The organism is Vibrio sp. RE88 (genome assembly GCF_013113835.1).
Taxonomy (GTDB): Bacteria; Pseudomonadota; Gammaproteobacteria; order Enterobacterales; family Vibrionaceae; genus Vibrio.
The window spans coordinates 230,692-250,607 of sequence record NZ_VTYQ01000001.1 but is presented as its reverse complement, the minus strand read 5'-3'; the positions used below and the strand labels follow the sequence as shown (position 1 = coordinate 250,607).

The window sequence follows — 19,916 nt, the reverse complement described above, 5'->3', positions numbered from 1 at the left end:
GCCATGAAGTATCAAAGTATCCTTTCCAATACCCGTTTGATGATTCTTGCTGTGGCGTTTCTTATTGTCAGTGGCTTATCTGCGTTTCAGACTTTGCCCAGAGCCGAAGACCCGATTATTGCTAATCGCAACGCGACCATCACAGCGGTTTATCCCGGCGCGAGTGCGACTCGGGTGGAATCACTAGTGACAGAAGTCATCGAGAATAAGCTCAGGCAGATCGATGAAATTAATCTCATTACGTCGACGTCACGCATGGGGATTGCAGTGATAGGCGTTGAGCTGAATGAATCGATAACAGACTCCGATCCGATCTGGTCTAAAGTGCGCGACAAGCTGTCTGATGTAGAACCGGAACTGCCCGCGGAAGCTTTGCCGCCTGAATTAGACAGTGATCGCACCTACGCATTTACCACCATCATAGGTCTAAAATGGCAAGGCGTTGGTGAGCCTGATTTGCTCACGATGGGGCGCTATGCCAAAGAGCTGGGAACGCGCCTGAGAACCATGTCAGGTACCGAATTTGTGGATGAATACGGTCTCCCTGATGAGGAAATCGTGGTTAACCTCAATGTCAGTGATGCGGTGTCGCTTGGTGTCTCTGCCCAGCAACTTGCCAGTGTGCTTGAAGGCGCCGATGCAAAAAATTCCGCAGGAGAACTGAATACTCAGGATACCCGCTATGGTCTTGAGCTGACGTCCAATCTGGACTCACTGGAAAGAATCCGTAACGTGCCTGTTGCGGTAGATGAAAATGGGCATACGGTTCAAATTGGCGATATTGCACAAGTCAGGCGCTCGGCCAAAGCTCCGTTTGATGAAATGGCGTTGCTGGATGGTCAGCCAGGGGTGATCGTTGCGGCGCGCATGCAATCCAATCTGCGTGTCGATAAATGGACACCAGCCGCCATGAAGGTGCTAGCGCAGTTCGAGCAAGAGCTACCAAAAGAAATTAGCGCCGATGTGCTGTTCAGCCAACAGGGCTACACCGAAAACCGTCTGTTTGAGCTCAGCGAAAGCTTAATGATTGGTTTAGCATTGGTATTGGCCGTTCTGCTGTTTACATTAGGTATTCGAGCGGCGGTTATCATCGCTTTGGCACTGCCTTTGACCATGCTGATGACGACGACTTTCATGAAGTTCCTCGGTATTCCTATCAACCAGATGTCGGTGACGGGGTTCATCGTTGCATTGGGCATCATGGTCGATAATGCAGTCGTGATGGTCGATACCATCCAAAGCTATCGATTGAAAGGCATGGCGAAGTTGGAATCGGCCATGAAGGCGATTCAACACTTATGGGTGCCGCTGCTTGGGTCAACACTGACTACAGTGCTGGCCTTTGCGCCAATCTTTTTGATGCCGGGAGCTACGGGAGAGTTTGTGGGGGCTATTGCTCTGACGGTGTCGTTTTCTCTGATTGGCTCTTACATCATTTCCCATTCGATCATCGCGGCGTTGTCGAGTGTCTTTTTGCCTCGTCAGCAGGAAGGCCACCACTGGTATCAGACTGGTGTGACGATTCCGGCCCTCAGCCGAGGGTTCTCTGCCTCCGTCGCTTGGTCGATTCGCCACCCTTTCCTCGCGGTAGGGCTCTCACTGGTGCTGCCGCTATTCGGGTTCTGGAGCACGTCTCAGCTTACCGAGCAGTTTTTCCCGACCTCTGACCGTGACATGTTTGAAGTGCAGGTATTTCTTCCTCCACAATCGAGTATTTACGCAACGGAAGCGACCACGGAGATTATTCAGGAATTAATCACAGCTGAACAAGGCGTTGAGCAGGTCCATTGGGTCGTCGGGGCTTCTTTCCCTTCTTTTTATTACAATCTGGTCGGCAACCAACAAAAAGCGCCATACTTTGCTCAGGCAATGGTGAAAACCGTCGATTTTCAGACCGCAAACGCCTTAATACCTAAGCTTCAGACGCTGCTGGACAAGAAAGTGCCACAAGCTCAAGTGTTGGTCAGAAAGCTAGAACAGGGCCCACCGTTTAATGCCCCTGTTGAACTGCGAGTGTATGGCAACAATCTGGAACAACTGAAATCGATTGGTGAAGATATTCGCCTGCTCCTTTCTCAAGTACCCCACGTGACCCACACTCGTGAGAGCCTCACATCCGGTGTGCCTCAGTATCGTGTGACGGTGGATGAGCAGGCGATCCAGATGAATGGGGTGAGTCTAAATCAATTTGCGGGCTTACTTCAGTCAACACTCGTCGGCCGAGAAAGTGGCAGCGTGATTGAAGGGACGGAGTCGGTTCCTGTCCGCGTTCGGGTTAAGGACGAGCAACGGGAAAGCTACAGTGACTTAAACAATCTCCGTTTTCCACTGATGCAAAGTGACACCGAACTGGGTACTACCGTACTTAATTTATCCTCTTTGGAGCTGACACCGAGTCGAGGCAATATTACTCGTCGTAATGGTGTTCGCGTGAACACCATCGAAGGGTATATCGAAGCGGGAGTGTTACCCCAAACTGTGCTTAACGAATTCAAAAAAGCGCTGGAAGGCTACTCGTTTCCTGCTGGCTACCGAGTGGAGTTTGGAGGCGAGGCCGCTGAACGCGACGAGTCGGTCAACAGCCTGATTGGTAATGTCTCTCTAGTGATGATTCTAATGGTGCTGGTTGTGGTACTGTCGTTCAATTCATTTAGGCTGAGCGCGGTGATATTTCTCGTCGCTGGGCTGGCTGCAGGGTTGGGCATTCTTTCCGTATGGCTGTTCAGTTATCCGTTTGGCTTCACCGTCATCATTGCGCTTCTGGGTGTGATAGGTCTTGCGATCAACGCGGCTATCGTGATCCTTGCAGAGCTTAGGGCGGATACTGATGCACTCAATGGTGATTCAGAGGCGATTTTGGCCGCCGTCATGAGTTGTACTCGCCACATTACGTCGACCACGATTACGACAATTGGTGGCTTCTTGCCTTTAATTCTCGCTGGTGGCGGTTTCTGGCCACCGTTTGCGGTGGCGATTGCGGGGGGAACCGCACTGACGACGCTGCTGTCGTTCTATTTTGTGCCTTCCATTTTCACCTTGTTAACCAAGCTGCCGTACAAAATATCCGCTTAAACCATCGCCTCTCTGAGCCACCAAGTTCAGAACGATGGTTCACTTCAGAAAACCTAAGCACTTTGCTTAGGTTTTCTATTAGGTACCGACACAATAGTGACATGCAAGCTCATTAGTCTGCCCGATTTACACTATAAATGTGGGTTAGATATGTTGTTATCCCTACCACCTGCGATGACCTTGATTATCGCCATTGTCCTTGAAGTCTTCGCCACCTCTTGGTTGCCTAAAACGCAGCAGTTCACGGCGTTATTGCCAACATTAGGCGTGTTAGTGGGTTATGGGTTGGCGTTTTATCTGCTTTCGCTGACGGTGCAGAGTATGGCGTTAGGCGTGGCTTATGCGATCTGGTGTGGGGCGGGTATCGTTCTGGTCGCGGCCCTTTCTTGGCTGGTCTATGGGCAAAAGCTGGATGTGTATGCTCTGGTTGGTATCGGCTTTATCTTGTGCGGCACGGTGATCATTAACCTCTTCTCTACGTCAGTTAGTCATTAATCTGTCATCTTGGCGTCGAAAATCTGCAACCTGATTGAAGTAATTTTCAGTTTTTACTTCAATCAGGTACAGCCATGTTACCCCCATTACGTGCATTAGTGGCCTTTGAAGCGGTTGCCCGGCTTGGCTCGATTGGTGCTGCGGCTCGGGAACTGTGTGTTACGCAGGCCGCTGTGAGCCAACAACTAAAAAGTCTTGAAGCGTTTCTCGACACGACGCTGTTTGAGCGAACGCAAAAGGGCGTCAGGTTGACGTCGTCTGCTCAGCATTATCAGCCCATCGTTTCTGGCTCATTGGCTCACCTTAAACTTCAGACTCAACTGTTGTTTGGTGAAAAGGAAACCGATGTCCTGAGCCTCAGAGTGAACCACACCTTTTGTCACAACTGGCTCCTATCGCGTTTACCGCATTTTTATAACAAATACCCTTTCATTCGCTTGGATATTCAGTTGGTCGACTGGCCTTCAACTACCCCTTGTCAGAACGTTGATATCGAATTGACCAATGGCAAGGTGGAGAGCGAAGACACCAGTGCAGAACGACTGTTTCAGGAACACTGGCAACTGGTGTGCAGCCCTGAGTTCAAACGCAGCTATCAAACTCAGCTTGATGAGCGTGATTTTTCACAGCTTCCTGCTGTGCAGGTCAAGGGGTATCAGGAGAACTGGCTTCAGTGGCTCAGCCACAATCAGTTCGATGCGGTGCTGCCTAACGTTCAGCTCGAAATCAGCAATTCTCTGCACGCCTTGGAAGCGGTCAAGCATGGTGTTGGTGTGTTGCTAGTGCGGTCGCTGGCCGCGTTGGAGCTGTTAAAAAGTGGAGAGTTGGTGTTAGCGATGGAGGTCTCCATGCCTGCTGAGTCGGGCCATTATCTGATCACCAAAAACAGTCGTAATGCCAAGGTCAATTTCTTTTGTGATTGGCTGCATCATCAGATCAAAGACGATGGTTTGGCGTAAAGATTTTCTTATGAGTGTCCATAAAAAAAATGAGGGGCACTCCCACAGGCTTGTCATATAGCACGCTTAGTTTATTGACACATCACGGAAGTACTAAGGTCAAACCATGAGTACAATCTCACAACAAATATCGAACCACCTCAAAGTGCTGTTGTTCACGGCACCACTGTTGATTCCATTGGTGGCTTTTTGGTTAGTGCCGTTCGGCTACTCAATCTATATCAGCTTTACAGATTGGGATTACATCTCGCCTGAATACGACTTCATCGGTCTGGAAAACTATCAGTATATGGTCGAGGATTTTGAGTTTACTCAGGCGTTACTCAACACGTTTTGGTTCTCTCTCGGTGTGGTTATTCCGACTGTGGTATTGGGGCTTATCTTTGCTTTACTGCTGCATAAAAACTTTGCGGGCAGCCAGTTTTATCGTGCGGTGATCTTTTCACCCTGGATTACACCAACGGTTGCGGTGTCGATTGTCTGGTCTTGGGTGTTTGAGTCCAAATCCGGTCTGGCGAATCAAATACTGATGTCGATGGGTTTTGACAAGATTGCCTGGCTGGAGCAGGGCTATACTGCCATGGTCGCGGTGATTATTGTCACTATTTGGCAGGCCATCGGTTGGACCATGCTGTTTTACATCAGTGCGCTCAACAAAATCCCGAGTTCTCTCTATGAAGCGTCACTGATTGACGGTTGCAGCAGTCTGACTCGCTTTTTCAAAATCACCTTACCTCTGGTATCGCCGACAACTTTCTTCTTGCTGGTGGTCAACATCATCAATGCGGTTCAGGCGTTTGACCAGTTCCAGATCCTGACGCAAGGCGGGCCCGGTGGTGAGACTCGCACACTACTTTATCTCTTCTATCAGCAAGCGTTTGAGCGTTATGAAATGGGGCCGGCGGCGGCGACATCATTGGTGATTTTCCTGATCACTGGACTACTGGCACTGGCAAATACCTACATTGGTAAACGCTGGGTTTACTACTGAGGATAGGATTATGACGACACAAGTTATGGATACTGCACCACGATTACGCCAGACAAATGGGTCACTTCAAGCGGTGACCACTGACAAGTCATTACCGGCTACTCAGGAAACCGCCAGTAAGCGACTGGAAATACAAACGCTGACTTCGATAAGTAAGCACCTGTTTCTCGCTATATGCGGCACGTTAATGGTGTTCCCTTTCCTCTGGATGCTGTCTGGTTCCCTGAAATCGAATGATGAGATTTTTGCCAGCCCGCTGAATTTGATTCCGGAGCAATTTCGCTGGGAGACCTTTGTTGAGACGTTCCACAGTGCGCCATTTGGTCTGTACATTTTCAACAGTTTCAGCGTGGCACTTTTTACCACTTTACTGGTGATCATCAACTCTGCGATGTTCGCTTATGCCTTGACTCAGCTGAAATTCCGCTCGAAGACGGTGCTCTATTTTGTTGTGATGGGCTGTTACATGTTGCCGGGGGCGGTGACTTACATTCCGTCTTACATCGCGCTGGCGAAGCTGGGGCTGCTCGACTCTCACATGGGGCTAGTGGTGTCCAATGCTGCGTCGATTTTTGGCGTCTTCTACCTGCGTCAGGTGTTCATCAAAATCCATCCGTCACTGATCGAAGCGGCGCGCATCGATGGTGCGGGTGAGCTGAAAATCTTATGGGCGATTTTGCTGCCTCAATGCCGAGCAGCGGTCGCAACCTTGTTCCTGATTACCTTTATCACGAACTACAACAGCTACATGTGGCCGAGTCTGGTGATCACCTCGCAAGAGCTGAATCTGATTGCAACGGGGGTTCGCCACTACTTCATCGCCGAAGGTAATTACGGTCTTAACTGGTCGCAAATTATGGCAGCCAGCACGATTGCTGTGTTGCCTTTGTTGATTCTATTCGTCTTGTGTCAAAAGACGATTCTTTCAGGTATCGCCGATAACGGCGTAAAAGAGTAAATGGAAATGAAACTAAAAACTCTCGCACTAGTGTGTGCTGGCGCAGCGAGCGCTTCAATGGTCTCGGGTAGCGTACTGGCAAAAACGGAAGTGAATTTCTGGTATTCAGGCGGTACAAAACCTCAGAAGCTGATGACTCAGCTGATTGAAGAGTTTAATGCCAGCCAAGATGACTATGTCATCAAGCCAGCATTACAAGGCAACTACACCGAAACGTATCAGAAACTGCAAGCAGGTCTGGCTTCGAAAACCGCTCCGGAAGTGGTTCTGCTGAATTCAGCGCGCGCGGAGGCGATGTATGAACGTGGCCTGAGCCGCGATCTCAAACCGTATATGGATGCTGAGTTTAACTTCTCTGACTTCGTGGGTGCGTTTAAACAGCAAGTGACCGCTGAAGATGGAACGATCATTGGCCTGCCCGCTTACGGCACAACTCAGGTGTTTTACTACAACAAGAAAGTGCTGACAGACAACGGCTTTACAGAGAAAGACCTCAGCACTTGGCAGGGTGTGGCTAAAGTGGCCGAGAAAGTGACTCAGCGAGATGCGAAAGGTAACCCGACTTTTTACGGCTGGGAGCCGATGTGGGGTCAGGACAATATGATCGACGCCGCTTTCTCTAATGGCGCGAAAGTGATCAGCGATGATGGTAAAACAGTCCTGATCGACTCGAAGCAATGGGTTGAAGTGTGGGACAGCTTTCGTAAGTGGATTCACGAAGACCAGATCATGCGTATTCACCACGGTGGTCAGGGCTGGGAGTACTGGTACAAGACCATCGATGATGTCATGAAAGATAACGCTTTAGGTTACACAGGTTCCTCGGGTGATCAGGGCGATCTCGACTTCACTAAACTTGCTGCAACCACACAGCCAGGTTGGGGCTCTCACCCATCGGCACCTCAAGCAGGCGCTTTGGTATACGTGATGCCTAAAGGGACCGACGATAAAGCAGCACAAGGCGCGTTTGAGTTTATCGAGTTCTATACCAACGCTAAGAACACCGCGAACTGGTCGATGCGCACAGGTTACATTCCGGTACGTATGAGTGTGGAAAATGTGCCTGAGTATCAGGCGTTCACTAAAGACAACCCACAAGCGTTGATCCCATTGAAACAGGCGAGCTTTGCCAGCCAGAACTTCCTTGATCCAACGAATGGCAAGATCATGGATGCATTGAAAGTGGCCGCGGATCAGATTCAAATCCAGAACGTACCTGCTGAGAAAGCGCTGAAACAAGCGGCGAAAAAAGCGCAGCGCGCGCTAGACAAAGCCAACCGTTCTTAATCTAGATAAGGAGCCTGCTTGAGTAGGCTCCTCTCTCTACAGTGGATTTAATTGGTGAAACCGATGACAGAATTTCAAGGTGAACTGACTTTCGGCAGAGTTTCATTGCCGTTTATGGTTCCGCATGGTGCAGCGGCCGTTCAAATTACAGGCACGACCGTGACCAAAGGGTTCTTATACGCGGCTGCGTACGATAGTCATGGCCATTTTCGCGGCAAGGTGTTGTTTGAAAAAGCGCATAAGTCGCTGAATATTTGTGCAGAGCTGTCAGGGTTTGGCGCGATTGATGGTGATTTGGCCGCTGGAGAGTGGTCTCTGGAGCTGTACAACCTTGAAGGTGAGTTTCGCTCTGAGCGGGCGATGCAGTATCAGGTGAGTATCGCGTTTGATCAACCGGTTGATAGTCTGGCGATAGACAGTGTCGCGACCGTGGGTCTGGATCATCAGGTTGCTTTTGATTACAGCCGATTGATGAGCTCAGAATCTCGTTGGTATCGAGGTGATTTACACGCGCATACCCAGCTGTCAGATGGGCACAATACCCTTGCGGCTGCTAAAGAGATAGTCGAAGCGCAGGGCTTAGACTTCTTCTTCCTTACAGAGCACAACATCTGCCAGCCAAGATTACCTGTGTCTGAGCAGTGCCTGTTTATGCCTGCCCTTGAAGTGACGACAGACCTTGGGCACTTTAATGTTCACGGCCCACAATCCGCACTGGATTTACGCAACGTCGAGCACAGCAGCCAAAGTGTTATGCAAGCAGGGTTGGCATTGGTCAATGCGTCTCATAGCTCTATCAGTGTTAACCACCCGATGATGAAGCCATGGCATTGGCATTATGCACCGCTCGAACTCGACAAAGTGTCGACGTTTGAGGTGTGTTGCGATCCGACTTGGTCAACGTCACCTAAAGCGACAAACGCGGCGCTTAAGGTATTGAACGAAATGTGGAATTGCGGCCATAGAATCAGCGCAATTGGAGGCAGCGATTCCCACCTAGAACCTCACGAGCGTAACCCAAAAGCGACAGAACCTTCACTCTACGGAGACCCGTCGACCTTTGTGTTTAGCCACGGGCTGTGTGGCGAAGGCATTCTCGCTGGGCTTCGTCATGGACATGTCTATTTAGAGCGTCGCTGCGGCTTATCTTTTGCCATCAACGGTAACGAGATATTACCCGGCTGCGATTCTAAAGGGCAGGCACTATGCTACCAATTGGCTGTGGACGATGATGAGCATACTTATTACGCCGAATGCGTTGTCGATGGCGTTGTCGCTGCCAAGATCATGCTGCACAACAGCGAACAAATGTTGTTTGTAGAAGCAGGTTACTCATGGTGCCGTATTGATATCCGCCGCGCCGAGAATGACGAATTTGAAGGCTGTATTAACGCCGTCTATGACGGCGACCAACCGATTTTTACTACGCCTCTGGTCAAAACCTGGGGTGAACTTATGGAGCGATTAAATAGTGATGAAGTTTAAAGCACTATTGTTTGATAAAGATGGCACTCTGCTGGAATTCCACAATATGTGGCTCAATGCTTCACGCAGTGCGTGTCAGACGGTAAAGGATTTCAGTGACACAAATCAGGGTCATCAAAACGTCACAGTTGCGGAGTTACTCTTAGCCATCGGCGTAGAAGGCGACTCAGTCGACAACCATGGTCTGCTGGCGTCCAATCCAGTGGAAGACACGGCCAAAGCTTGGTTCGAGATCCTACGCCCCGTCGTTTCTCTGGAAATGTTTACCCGTGTGACCAAAGAGGCGTTTAACCACCATGTCGCCAATCATCCCGAATGGGTTGAAGCGCTACCGGGGGTAACAGAAAAACTGGATGCACTTAAGCAGCAGGGCATGATTCTTGGCATTGCTACCGCGGATACTAAAGACTCAACGCTCTACACTTTGCAGCAGTCAGGCCTGAGCGAAATGTTTGATTATGTCGGTTACTCGGATGGCGATATCGAGCCCAAGCCAGCTCCGGCACTGTTGAATGCTTTTTGTCAGCAATGTGGTGTCGAGCCGCACGAAGTGATCATGTTTGGCGACACGGTATCAGATATGGAATTTGGCACCAATGCAGGCGCGAAGAAAATCGGTGTCCTGACTGGAACCGCATTGGAAAGCGAACTGACGCCAGTTGCGGATCTGGTGATCCCATCGGTAGCCCATTTTGACCCACACGCATTTAACGAGTTGATTTAAGGATAAGCTATGGCGGAAGTCACGCTTAAAGGGGTGGAAAAAACCTACCCCAATGGTTTCAAAGCGGTTCATGGTGTTGACCTGAACATTCGCGAAGGCGAGTTTATGGTGTTTGTTGGGCCGTCTGGCTGTGCTAAGTCGACGACCTTAAGAATGATCGCCGGTCTGGAAGAGATTTCTCACGGTGATGTCTACATCGGTGACAAACGCGTCAACGATTTACCGCCGAAAGACCGTGGTATTTCAATGGTGTTTCAGAACTACGCGCTATACCCACATATGTCGGTGTATGAAAACATGGCATTCGGGCTTAAACAGCAAAAACTGGCAAAGTCAGAAATCGAACTGCGTATTTCTGAGGCGGCCAAAACGTTAGAGATAGAACACTTGTTGCAAAACAAACCCGGTGAAATGTCGGGTGGTCAAAGACAGCGTGTCGCGCTTGGTCGTGCGATGGTCCGCAAGCCAGATGTGTTTCTGTTTGATGAGCCGTTGTCGAATCTTGATGCCAAATTGCGAGTGTCTACCCGAGTGAGCATTGCTCAGCTGCATTCTGATCTCAAAGCGGAAGGGCAGAATGCGACCATGATTTATGTCACCCACGATCAGGTGGAAGCCATGACGCTCGGGGATCGCATTTGTGTCCTCAATCAGGGCGAAATCATGCAAGTGGACACCCCAATGAACTTATATCGCTATCCAGCCAACAAATTTGTTGCAGGCTTTATTGGCTCTCCAGCAATGAACATCGTTAAAGCGCGCATTGATGAGATTGATGGCGTCATGAACGTGATTGCAGAGAGTGGTAACCGATGGACGTTACCAGAAAGTAAGCAGGACGTAGCAAGGCAAAAAATCGGCCAGTGGGTGTGGTTTGGTATTCGCCCAGAGCATATTCAACTGGCGAACCATGATGCGCCACTCTCAGAGGTCAACACTCAGCGTCATCCAATCAATGTCGTCGAATCGATGGGGAATGAGCTGTATCTCTATTTCCAACTTGGTAATGATAAATTGATTGCTCGCGTGCCGTTTGATGCAGATCGCATGGTGTTTAATGGTGAAGAGGCGTTATTGAATTTTAATGTCTCTGAGTGCCACCTTTTTGATATCGAGACCGAGCAAGCGCTTGTGTAGCCGCACATAAAATGACGAAGCCATCCGCTTGGGATGGCTTTTTTGACTTTTACCCACTGGTTTAACTTGGAATGGGCACCACCAGAATGTCGACGGGAGATTTGTTGATCAGGTGCCTCGAATAAGAAATGATCTTACTCCAGAAGTCCTGATGATGGCCACATATCAGTAAGTCGACTCGGTTTTCTGTAATGGTGTCATTGAGCTTATCGCCCAGATCGCCAGTTCCGACTAGAAAATGCTTCACAGGAAAATCCATCTTGGCTTGGAAGGCGCGCAACCATTCCATGGAGTGTTCGTTGAGTGGTCTGACGCTGGCGTCAGCGTGGATGTCGACCAGCTCTGGATAAATTTCTCCATGAGTGCCATCAATGTGGATCAGCGATATCTCTGCGTCATGCTGCTTAGCCATAAATACCGCTCTTTCAATCAACACATTGCTCTCTTCAGACAGCTCCAGCGCGACCAGAATATGTCGATATTTCATTACCATGTCCTCTTATTGAACTGACTCATTTCATCATAGAGCGAATCGCTGAAAAATTTTGTCTAAGAGATCGCGGAAATGCTACAAATTGCATTGGTTGGTATGTACAAATGCTCGCATGTTTCGTTAATCGGTCATCTTAATCATGCGCTGTTTTTGGTGTTGATAACCTTAAAAACTAGGAAATAACTATCTCACACCTCAGCCTCATTTTGTTCCTAAAATGTGAGTTACACTCAGTTCAGACTCGAAGTGAGAGAGAATATGATGACAACTTTTCCTAAGCATTTTCTTTGGGGCGGCGCGATTGCGGCGAATCAGGTGGAAGGCAGTTTTAATCTTGATGGTAAAGGGCTGTCGACATCCGACATGTTGCCCAATGGGATTCTCAGCCCGCACCAGACGCGCCAACAACGCACCGATGGTATTAAAGATCTGGCGATAGATTTTTACCAGCGTTACCCAGAAGATATCGCTCTGTTTAATGAAATGGGGTTCAACTGTCTGAGGTTGTCCATTGCTTGGACGCGTATATTCCCGAATGGCGATGAATCCGAGCCCAATGAAGAAGGCTTGGCGTATTATGATCGTATCTTCGATGAATTAGCGAAGCATGACATTACGCCTTTTGTCACCTTGTCTCATTATGAGATGCCTTACGCGTTGGTAGAAAACTATGGCGGTTGGGCGAGCCGTAAACTGATTGGTTTCTTTGAACGCTATGCTCGTACCGTGTTTGAACGTTATCAGAACAAGGTCAAACTGTGGTTGACGTTCAATGAAATCAACATGTCTCTACATGCGCCATTTACCGGCGTGGGCTTGGCTGAAGAGTCCAGTGAGCAGGCCATCTATCAGGCAATACATCATCAGCTAGTCGCTAATGCGAAAGCGGTGAAATTGTGTCATGAGATTATTTCAGATGCCAAGATAGGTAACATGCTGCTTGGTGCGCCCAATTATCCGTATACCTGCAATCCTGACGATGTCATCGCAGCGATGCAGGAAAACAACAAATGGCTGTTTTTTGGTGATGTGCAGACTCGTGGTCGTTATCCGGGCTATATGCTTCGCTATTTCCGTGAAAAAGGTATTGAGATTGACATGCAGCCAGGTGATGTAGAGGAGCTGGCTAGCGCCAGCGTTGACTTCATTTCATTCAGCTATTATGCGAGTGGCTGTGCCAGTGCCGATCCCAAGCAAAAAGAGGTCGGCAACATTGTTGATAGCGTGCCTAATCCGTATTTAGAGAAAAGTCAGTGGGGTTGGCTGATTGATCCGAAAGGGCTACGCATTTTGCTTAACTTTCTTTATGACCGCTATCAGAAGCCGTTATTCATAGTTGAAAATGGGCTTGGGGCGCGCGATGAAATCAACGCCGACGGAGAGATAGAAGATGACTACCGCATTGCCTATCTCAATGACCATTTAGTTCAGGCCAGAGAAGCCGTATTGGATGGAGTGGAACTGATGGGTTTCACTAGTTGGGGGCCGATTGATCTGGTTGCCAATTCCACTGCAGAAATGAGTAAGCGTTACGGCTACATTTATGTTGATCGCCATGACGATGGCAGTGGCACGTTAGAGCGTAAACGCAAGAAAAGCTTTTTCTGGTATCAGGACGTTATCCGGACTCACGGAGCATCGCTAAAATCTTGAAACAAAGGAGCCATTTGGCTCCTTTACTTTATCCCCTGACAGGAGAGGAAGAAATCAATCGCTGATTCTAAATTCTGTTGCCGCTCTTTAATATCATTCGGCGCCATGCCAAGAAAGACAGGAAAGAAGGTTCGACCCTGAACCAGTGCCCATAGATTGGTCGCAAGCTCAGCGGCATTTTGTTGCGAGATTGCGCCGTGCTTCATCGCGGCTTTCAGCCAGATTTCGAGCGGGCAGGATTTGATGCTTTCCACATGATTGAGGTGACACTGATTGTGACACATGGCTTCGATGGTAATGGCAACGAGCAACTGGCGTGTATCGCACTGCATGACTTGATCCAACTGTTGAGTAAATATGGCAATCAGTTGGTCGCGTAATGGCTTAGCAGGATCAAAATCAGGCAAAGCGTGGCTCAGTCTGTCTTGCTCCATGACATACTCAACAACCGCTTGATAGAGATTTTCTTTTGAACCAAAGTGAGAATACACCGTCGGTTTGGTTGAGCAGGCTTTTTTAGCGATCAAATCCAGAGAGGCGCCCTGCACACCCAATTCCTTATAGCATTCAATCGCCGCGAGTATGATGCTTTGTTTAGTGCGCTCGCTACGTTGGCTTCGCTTATCCATACCTTTATCCGTACAGGATGGGGAAAGGTGCAACGCTACCATAATTTACTACGCTTTCTATCACTTGATTGGGGTGATGAGAGTTCATTCACCTTTCGTTGAGCTGTTTGCTGCATTTGCCATCACCTCTGGCGATTTAAGATTTCATTGAGCTGATTGACGAGGTTGACCATAGGGTCAATTCGCTGGCCTTCCAGAGCGGGGGCCTCTGGCGTCATGAGAACAAAGTCATCAGGTTCCAGTCCGGACTCGATAGGCACATATCCGGTGTAAGTCTCTTTGATTTTTGCCAGTGTGACTTGTTTAGATCGAACAATACGTTGGTCATCAAGGACAAACAGTGTCGAAGTTCCCTCTTGGGTGTGCAGCGAAGTGGCCGGGACGAAAAGCTGGGGCGCTGCTTGAGGGCTATTGAGGTAGAAGGCCGTTGTTGAGCCAATCAGGTGTTCACCGTTTTGATTGTTAAATACCGCATAAGCATTGAGAAGATCCTGTTGGTTGGAGAGCTTAGCGTCGACATACGTCAGCTTACCATCAACAAACTGGCCGTCATGGTCTGGAATGGAAACCCTCAGGTTATCGGGAATGGTGTTGAGAGCTTGTCGGAAATCTTCGAGCACTTTTGAGGGAGCGTTGAAGTGCAGCTCGACCGTATCAGAGGCAACGAGCTCTGTGACCAGTTCCCCTTTGTTGGCGTAGTTTCCTGAATTGAATTTGATTTGTCCAAGTTTGCCGGCAAATGGGGCGTACATGGTGGTGGCACTCTGATCTTGCTGAGCAGAAAGCAGATTCTTTCTGGTCTCTTCCACCGCGTGTGAAGCCATGATGTACTTAGGATCATTCTCGTTAGTGGTGCGGGTGAGCTCTATAATGTTGCGGATTGCAAGCTGATATTCACTCTCCGCAGCCTTGACGGCCAAAGCAGCGATCGTGGAATCAAACTCCAGTAACGGCTGACCTTTCTCAACATAATCGCCATCTTCAACAAAAATGTGAGTGATTTTCCCACTGTGCTCCGTGAGTATTTGCGTGTACTTGGAAGGCTTAAATTCGCCTTCCATGGCGATCAGTTTGGTCGCGCTACGTTCTACAGGCAGTTGTACCATGTACGCTGTTGAATGCTTCGAAGATTTTGCCTGTGACGTCTGACAGTTGAAAAGAATAACAGGTGCAAGCGCGAGCGTTAGGCCAAGTGAGAGGGTAAGTTTGTTCATAGCTATCCCTAATTTGTTGTATTTATTTTTCTTATTGAGCTTTGAATACTGATTTTTATTTTTTATGGTTGGGAAGGGTATTTTAACTTTACCGTTAAGTAAAGTTTTGATTGGGAGCCAGCCGTGCAAAATTACCACAGGTGTAGTGCTCCACAAGAATGAGTGTCGGGGGCATGGTGCAAAGTATGCGTTGCGCGGCTTGATTCACTCGCTTCCGTGCTTGAGAGGCCAGCCGATTCGGGGATGTTGACACTCTTCGCACATAACGCTTACCCGTTGTTGTTAAAGTAATCGTCAATGTAACCAAATGTAAATATATTGACAGGTGTTGGACGATAAAATCACCGTCAATTTGTTCCCGTATTATGAAGTTCAATCGACAACGTACCCACATGCGCAATCATGAGTGGGAAGTGAAGCTATTCCAACGCCGCGCGGTCGTGGCTTTTATTGCGATGATCGCCTTATTGGGTGTGCTGGTGGCAAACCTCTACCACCTAGAAGTCAAAGATTTTGACTACTACCAGACCCGAGCAAATGACAACCGAATTCAGGTTCTGCCTATTTCTCCTCCACGAGGGCTGATTTATGACCGTAACGGGCACCTCATAGCGAAAAACATTCCTGTTTATGTGTTGGATGTGTTTCCGGATAAAGCACTCAACCTCGATCAATCTATTGTTAACTTGCAAAAATATGTCGATTTATCACCAGAGCAGTTGAACAAGCTTGAACATCTACATCGCAGGCGTTTCAAGGCGGTGACGATAAAGGGGGAGTTATCTGAGTTGGAAGTGGCCCGTTTTTCTGCGCATCAACACGAATTTCCGGGCTTTGTGATCAACGCTGAAATGAAGCGTTTCTATCCTTATGGTGCGTCACTGACGCATGTTGTAGGTTATGTTTCTCACATCAATGATCGCGATATTGAACGTCTCAAGCGTCAGGATGAGTTGTCTAACTACCGGGCAACGAAGAACATTGGCAAGCTCGGGATCGAGCGCTACTACGAAAAAATGCTTCATGGTGAGCAAGGCTATGAAGAAGTTGAAGTGAACAGCCGTGGTCGAGTGATTCGCACCCTCGAATATGTACCCCCTGTGGCGGGTAAAGATATCGTTCTGAACATTGACGTCGATTTACAAAATTATGTCTACAAACTGTTGGGAGACAGGCAGGGCAGTGCGGTGGTACTCGACCCGAAAGACAACAGTGTACTGGCGATGGCATCCAGCCCCAGTTATGACCCCAACCCCTTTGTCGATGGGATTTCAGGGCCTGCATATCGTAAATTGCTTGAAGATGTGCATCACCCACTGGTCAATCGTGCCACTCTTGGCGTGTATCCGCCCGCTTCCACGGTGAAGCCCTTCATGGCGATTGCCGGGTTGACTGAACATGTCATCAGCCCGACTACGATTCGTAACGATCATGGCCGCTGGCAGATTCCTGGCTCCAGTCGTCATTCCAAAGCTTGGCGTGACTGGCGCCGCTGGGGGCATGGTGATGTTGATGTCACGCTAGCGATTGAAGAGTCGGTGGATTCGTTCTTCTATCAGATGGCTTACGATTTGGGGATTGATCGTATCTCGGATTGGATGGGGCTGTTTGGGTTTGGTCAGCTGACAGGTATAGACATTCTTGAGGAAACGGAAGCCAATATGCCGACCCGGGAGTGGAAACAGCGTCGCCATCACCAGCCTTGGTACAAAGGAGATACGGTGCCCATCGGTATTGGTCAGGGTTATTGGACAGCCACACCGTTACAAATTGCTAAAGCGACATCGGTATTGGTAAATCACGGCAATGTCACGCCACCTCATCTGCTGAAAGCTGTGATTGAACATGGCCAAAGCTTTGAGTCTGCGAAGTTAGTTGATGAGCCAGTGACTAACAACATGAAGCAAGTGGATGACAGTTCATGGGATATTGCTCTGAATGCAATGCGACTGGTGAATGAAGGCCCAAGAGGTTCAGGCCGAAGAGCGTTCAGAGGGGCCGAGTATTGCAGTGGTGGTAAATCCGGTACAGCGCAGGTTTTCGGCCTGAAGAAAGACGAAGTCTATAACTCCAAAGAATTGAGCCACAACCTTCTCGATCACGGCTTGTTTACAGGATTTGCTCCGTGTCGCAACCCTGAGTATGTCACGACAGTCGTCATTGAACACGGTAATGGTGGTTCTAAAGTTGGTGCACCGTTTGTTCGAAATGTGTTTGATCACTTGCTCATTGGAGGCAAGTCGAAGCAGAGTTAAGCAAGAGCATTTGGAATCCAAGGAGCCCCAACTAGGGGCTTTTCTCGTTGTATCTGCAGGTTACTGGACTCTAGAAACACAAAAGCTGGCAACGGATTGCCAGCTTAGACTTTGAAAGCCTGCCAAGGCAGGCAATAAAGGGTGCACGTTATTTCTTGTTTGTGTCTTTATTATTGGCTTCTTTCCAATATTGAATTCGAACACGATGCAATTGTGCTTTTCTCATTTTCTTCATGATATTCCCTCACTTTTTAATGGCTTGCTCGTCACTGAGCATATGTGAATCAAGTTCCTCATGAACAAGACTTAATGTAGCGACCAAATGACAAGTTCGCTAGGGGTTAGATCACATTTTTTTGTATGTACGCCATACCTTATTTATAAAAAGTGAATATGAGCTCACTTTAATAGGACTGCAATGTAACACAAACAAAACTGCAATCTCGCCTTTATTTAACAGAAACAATAGTTTAACAAGTTTGTCATTTTTACTGTCTATCATCTGCTCGCTACTAATAAAAAACATACTCGAGCAAGGAGTCAGCAATGTGGAATCGCGATGAGCAAGATTCTCAATTCAGCCAAATGATCGAGGCGAGACTATCTCGTCGTCGTTTTCTGGCTGGTACCGCAGCAGTAGGTGCAGGTGCGTTTCTGTCACTTAACCCTATCACTAAGGCATTTGCCGCAGACAAGAAAAGCGCACTACTGAATTTTGACGCTGTTCCTGCCTCTACAGAAGATGCGATTATTGTGCCAAAAGGCTACAAAGCAACACCGTTGTTGTCTTGGGGTGATCCGATATTTGCTGATGCGCCAGAGTTCGATCCGAGCGGTAAGCAAGACTCAAAAGCTCAACTACGTCAGTTCGGTGACAACACTGACGGTATGAGCTTATTCCCAATCGCGAAAGACCGCGCAGTAATTGCCGTCAACAACGAATACACCAACTACGAATACCTGTTTGAACATGGCGGTAAAGCGATGACCGCTGATGATGTCATCAAGTCACAGGCCGCTCACGGTGTGACTGTGTTTGAAATCGTTAAGTCTGGCGGTGAGTGGAAGCTGGACAAAAACGGCAAGCGTAACCGCCGCATTACCGCTGCGACTGAAATGCAGCTCACAGGTCCAGCTGCTGGTCACGATTTGATGAAGACCAAGCTAGATCCGACAGGTATGAAACCTTTAGGTACATTCAACAACTGTGCGAATGGCCAAACGCCATGGGGCACGTACCTGACCTGTGAAGAAAACTTCAATGGTTACTTCGGTACCAGTGGTAGCGCCAAAGTCTCGGACGATCATGCACGCTATGGTGTTGAGCCTAAGCCAAGCAAATACCAATGGCATGATACCGATGAGCGCTTTGATTTGGCTAAGCATCCCAATGAGCCACATCGCTTTGGCTGGGTTGTTGAGATTGACCCGAACGACCCGACTTCAACACCGCTGAAGCGCACTGCTTTGGGGCGATTCAAGCACGAAAATGCGGCATTGCTGATCAACGACGACGGTCATGTGGTCGTGTACTTGGGTGATGATGAGCGTGGTGAGCACCTGTACAAGTTTGTTTCGAAGAACAAATATCAGCCAGGCAATAACGCAGTGAACCGTGATCTACTGGAAGAAGGGACATTGTATGTCGCTCAATTCGAGATGGATGATGCGGAGCTGAAAGGTAAAGGCCAGTGGCTGGAGCTGACACATGGTAAGAATGGCCTGACGAAAGAAAACGGCTTCCATGACCAAGCGGAAGTGGTGACCTTTGCACGTCGAGCGGCGACTCAAGTTGGCGCAACCACAATGGACCGCCCAGAATGGGTTGCGGTGCATCCGGACAACCAGCACGTTTTCTGTACCTTGACCAACAACAAAAACCGTGGTGTGAAAGAAGGCCAGCCTGTCGGTGGACCAAACCCGCGCAAAGAAAACCATTATGGTCAGATTGTTCGCTGGGTACCGCAAGGTGGTGACCACACCAGCGAAGGGTTTGAATGGGATCTGTACCTGATTGCGGGTAACCCAACGGTTCATAAAGGCAACCTCTACGCGGGTAGTGAGAACATCAACGAAGACAACATGTTCAACAGCCCGGATGGTATTGGCTTTGATAAAGCAGGTCGCCTGTGGATTCAAACCGATGGTAACTACTCCAACAAAGGTGATTTTGCCGGTCAAGGTAACAACCAGATGTTGTGTGGTGACCCTATGACGGGTGAGGTGCGTCGCTTCCTGACTGGCCCTGTAGCGTGTGAAATTACCGGCCTGACTTTCTCAGAAGATTACAAAACCATGTTTGTCGGTGTTCAGCACCCGGGTGAGAAAGGTGCTCCGTCTCACTTCCCTGCGGGCGGTAACAGCAAACCGCGCTCTACAATCATGGCGATCACACGCGAAGATGGCGGCGTGATAGGCGCATAAATACAAAAATTCCTTTAGGGAATACTTGCACTACTCAAGGGGCGCTTTGCCCCTTTTTTGATGTCTGAGAAACGCGTGTAAGGATAAATATGCGCAAATGAGCATAAAAATTGTGATCTTATGGCCGCTAACCACTAAAT

Annotated in this window: 15 protein-coding genes; 12 read left to right on the top strand and 3 right to left on the bottom strand. The window is 48.7% G+C overall.

Going from position 1 to position 19,916, the window contains the following annotated elements; genetic code table 11:
• Window positions 1-3: 3 nt before the first annotated feature.
• From F0265_RS01190 to ugpC, 9 genes are all read left to right on the top strand, one after another.
• Window positions 4-3,072 (top strand): efflux RND transporter permease subunit, encoded by a 3,069-nt coding sequence (locus F0265_RS01190; RefSeq protein ID WP_171747430.1) that lies wholly within the window; start codon window positions 4-6, stop codon window positions 3,070-3,072.
• A gap of 150 nt (window positions 3,073-3,222) precedes the next feature.
• Window positions 3,223-3,567: a multidrug efflux SMR transporter gene (locus F0265_RS01185; protein WP_171747429.1), complete on the top strand. Its 345-nt coding sequence runs from the start codon at window positions 3,223-3,225 to the stop codon at window positions 3,565-3,567.
• 74 nt (window positions 3,568-3,641) lie between these two features.
• Window positions 3,642-4,526, top strand: coding sequence for a LysR substrate-binding domain-containing protein (locus F0265_RS01180; protein ID WP_171747428.1), 885 nt, complete (start codon window positions 3,642-3,644; stop codon window positions 4,524-4,526).
• A gap of 106 nt (window positions 4,527-4,632) precedes the next feature.
• Complete coding sequence (locus F0265_RS01175; protein ID WP_171747427.1) at window positions 4,633-5,517, top strand: sugar ABC transporter permease; 885 nt, start codon at window positions 4,633-4,635, stop codon at window positions 5,515-5,517.
• A 10-nt stretch (window positions 5,518-5,527) separates the two neighbouring features.
• Entirely contained in the window at window positions 5,528-6,475 is a 948-nt protein-coding gene (locus F0265_RS01170; RefSeq protein ID WP_171747426.1) for a carbohydrate ABC transporter permease, read from the top strand.
• Between the two features lie 6 nt (window positions 6,476-6,481).
• Window positions 6,482-7,762, top strand: a complete 1,281-nt coding sequence (locus tag F0265_RS01165; RefSeq protein WP_171747425.1) for an extracellular solute-binding protein — start codon at window positions 6,482-6,484, stop codon at window positions 7,760-7,762.
• Between the two features lie 63 nt (window positions 7,763-7,825).
• Entirely contained in the window at window positions 7,826-9,247 is a 1,422-nt protein-coding gene (locus F0265_RS01160) for a CehA/McbA family metallohydrolase (RefSeq protein ID WP_171747424.1), read from the top strand.
• Window positions 9,237-9,971 (top strand): HAD family hydrolase, encoded by a 735-nt coding sequence (locus tag F0265_RS01155; protein WP_171747783.1) that lies wholly within the window; start codon window positions 9,237-9,239, stop codon window positions 9,969-9,971. The genes F0265_RS01160 and F0265_RS01155 overlap by 11 nt, the downstream gene beginning before the upstream one ends.
• Before the next feature lie 9 nt (window positions 9,972-9,980).
• Window positions 9,981-11,108, top strand: a complete 1,128-nt coding sequence (gene ugpC, locus F0265_RS01150) for a sn-glycerol-3-phosphate ABC transporter ATP-binding protein UgpC (protein WP_065742372.1) — start codon at window positions 9,981-9,983, stop codon at window positions 11,106-11,108.
• A gap of 61 nt (window positions 11,109-11,169) precedes the next feature.
• Here the strand turns inward: ugpC and F0265_RS01145 are convergent, their stop codons facing one another.
• Window positions 11,170-11,595 (bottom strand): universal stress protein, encoded by a 426-nt coding sequence (locus F0265_RS01145; protein ID WP_171747423.1) that lies wholly within the window; start codon window positions 11,593-11,595, stop codon window positions 11,170-11,172.
• 267 nt (window positions 11,596-11,862) lie between these two features.
• On the opposite strand from F0265_RS01145, the gene ascB reads away from it, so the two are divergent.
• Entirely contained in the window at window positions 11,863-13,254 is a 1,392-nt protein-coding gene (gene ascB / locus F0265_RS01140) for a 6-phospho-beta-glucosidase (protein ID WP_171747782.1), read from the top strand.
• Between the two features lie 23 nt (window positions 13,255-13,277).
• Here the strand turns inward: ascB and F0265_RS01135 are convergent, their stop codons facing one another.
• Together F0265_RS01135 and F0265_RS01130 are read right to left on the bottom strand one after the other, a co-directional pair.
• Complete coding sequence (locus F0265_RS01135) at window positions 13,278-13,883, bottom strand: TetR/AcrR family transcriptional regulator (RefSeq protein WP_171747422.1); 606 nt, start codon at window positions 13,881-13,883, stop codon at window positions 13,278-13,280.
• A gap of 122 nt (window positions 13,884-14,005) precedes the next feature.
• Complete coding sequence (locus tag F0265_RS01130) at window positions 14,006-15,097, bottom strand: efflux RND transporter periplasmic adaptor subunit (RefSeq protein WP_171747421.1); 1,092 nt, start codon at window positions 15,095-15,097, stop codon at window positions 14,006-14,008.
• A 392-nt stretch (window positions 15,098-15,489) separates the two neighbouring features.
• Here F0265_RS01130 and mrdA point away from each other — a divergent pair, with 392 nt between their 5' ends.
• Window positions 15,490-17,352, top strand: coding sequence for a penicillin-binding protein 2 (gene mrdA / locus F0265_RS01125; protein ID WP_171747781.1), 1,863 nt, complete (start codon window positions 15,490-15,492; stop codon window positions 17,350-17,352).
• 546 nt (window positions 17,353-17,898) lie between these two features.
• A complete protein-coding gene (locus tag F0265_RS01120; RefSeq protein ID WP_171747420.1) occupies window positions 17,899-19,776 on the top strand; it encodes a PhoX family phosphatase in 1,878 nt (625 codons plus the stop codon).
• Window positions 19,777-19,916: the final 140 nt, after the last annotated feature.

Coding starts and splice junctions, on each gene's coding strand:
- F0265_RS01190 (WP_171747430.1), top strand. CDS start 4: ATGAAGTATCAAAGTATCCTTTCCAATACCCGTTTGATGATTCTTGCT.
- F0265_RS01185 (WP_171747429.1), top strand. CDS start 3,223: ATGTTGTTATCCCTACCACCTGCGATGACCTTGATTATCGCCATTGTC.
- F0265_RS01180 (WP_171747428.1), top strand. CDS start 3,642: ATGTTACCCCCATTACGTGCATTAGTGGCCTTTGAAGCGGTTGCCCGG.
- F0265_RS01175 (WP_171747427.1), top strand. CDS start 4,633: ATGAGTACAATCTCACAACAAATATCGAACCACCTCAAAGTGCTGTTG.
- F0265_RS01170 (WP_171747426.1), top strand. CDS start 5,528: ATGACGACACAAGTTATGGATACTGCACCACGATTACGCCAGACAAAT.
- F0265_RS01165 (WP_171747425.1), top strand. CDS start 6,482: ATGAAACTAAAAACTCTCGCACTAGTGTGTGCTGGCGCAGCGAGCGCT.
- F0265_RS01160 (WP_171747424.1), top strand. CDS start 7,826: ATGACAGAATTTCAAGGTGAACTGACTTTCGGCAGAGTTTCATTGCCG.
- F0265_RS01155 (WP_171747783.1), top strand. CDS start 9,237: ATGAAGTTTAAAGCACTATTGTTTGATAAAGATGGCACTCTGCTGGAA.
- ugpC (WP_065742372.1), top strand. CDS start 9,981: ATGGCGGAAGTCACGCTTAAAGGGGTGGAAAAAACCTACCCCAATGGT.
- F0265_RS01145 (WP_171747423.1), bottom strand. CDS start 11,595: ATGAAATATCGACATATTCTGGTCGCGCTGGAGCTGTCTGAAGAGAGC.
- ascB (WP_171747782.1), top strand. CDS start 11,863: ATGACAACTTTTCCTAAGCATTTTCTTTGGGGCGGCGCGATTGCGGCG.
- F0265_RS01135 (WP_171747422.1), bottom strand. CDS start 13,883: ATGGATAAGCGAAGCCAACGTAGCGAGCGCACTAAACAAAGCATCATA.
- F0265_RS01130 (WP_171747421.1), bottom strand. CDS start 15,097: ATGAACAAACTTACCCTCTCACTTGGCCTAACGCTCGCGCTTGCACCT.
- mrdA (WP_171747781.1), top strand. CDS start 15,490: ATGCGCAATCATGAGTGGGAAGTGAAGCTATTCCAACGCCGCGCGGTC.
- F0265_RS01120 (WP_171747420.1), top strand. CDS start 17,899: ATGTGGAATCGCGATGAGCAAGATTCTCAATTCAGCCAAATGATCGAG.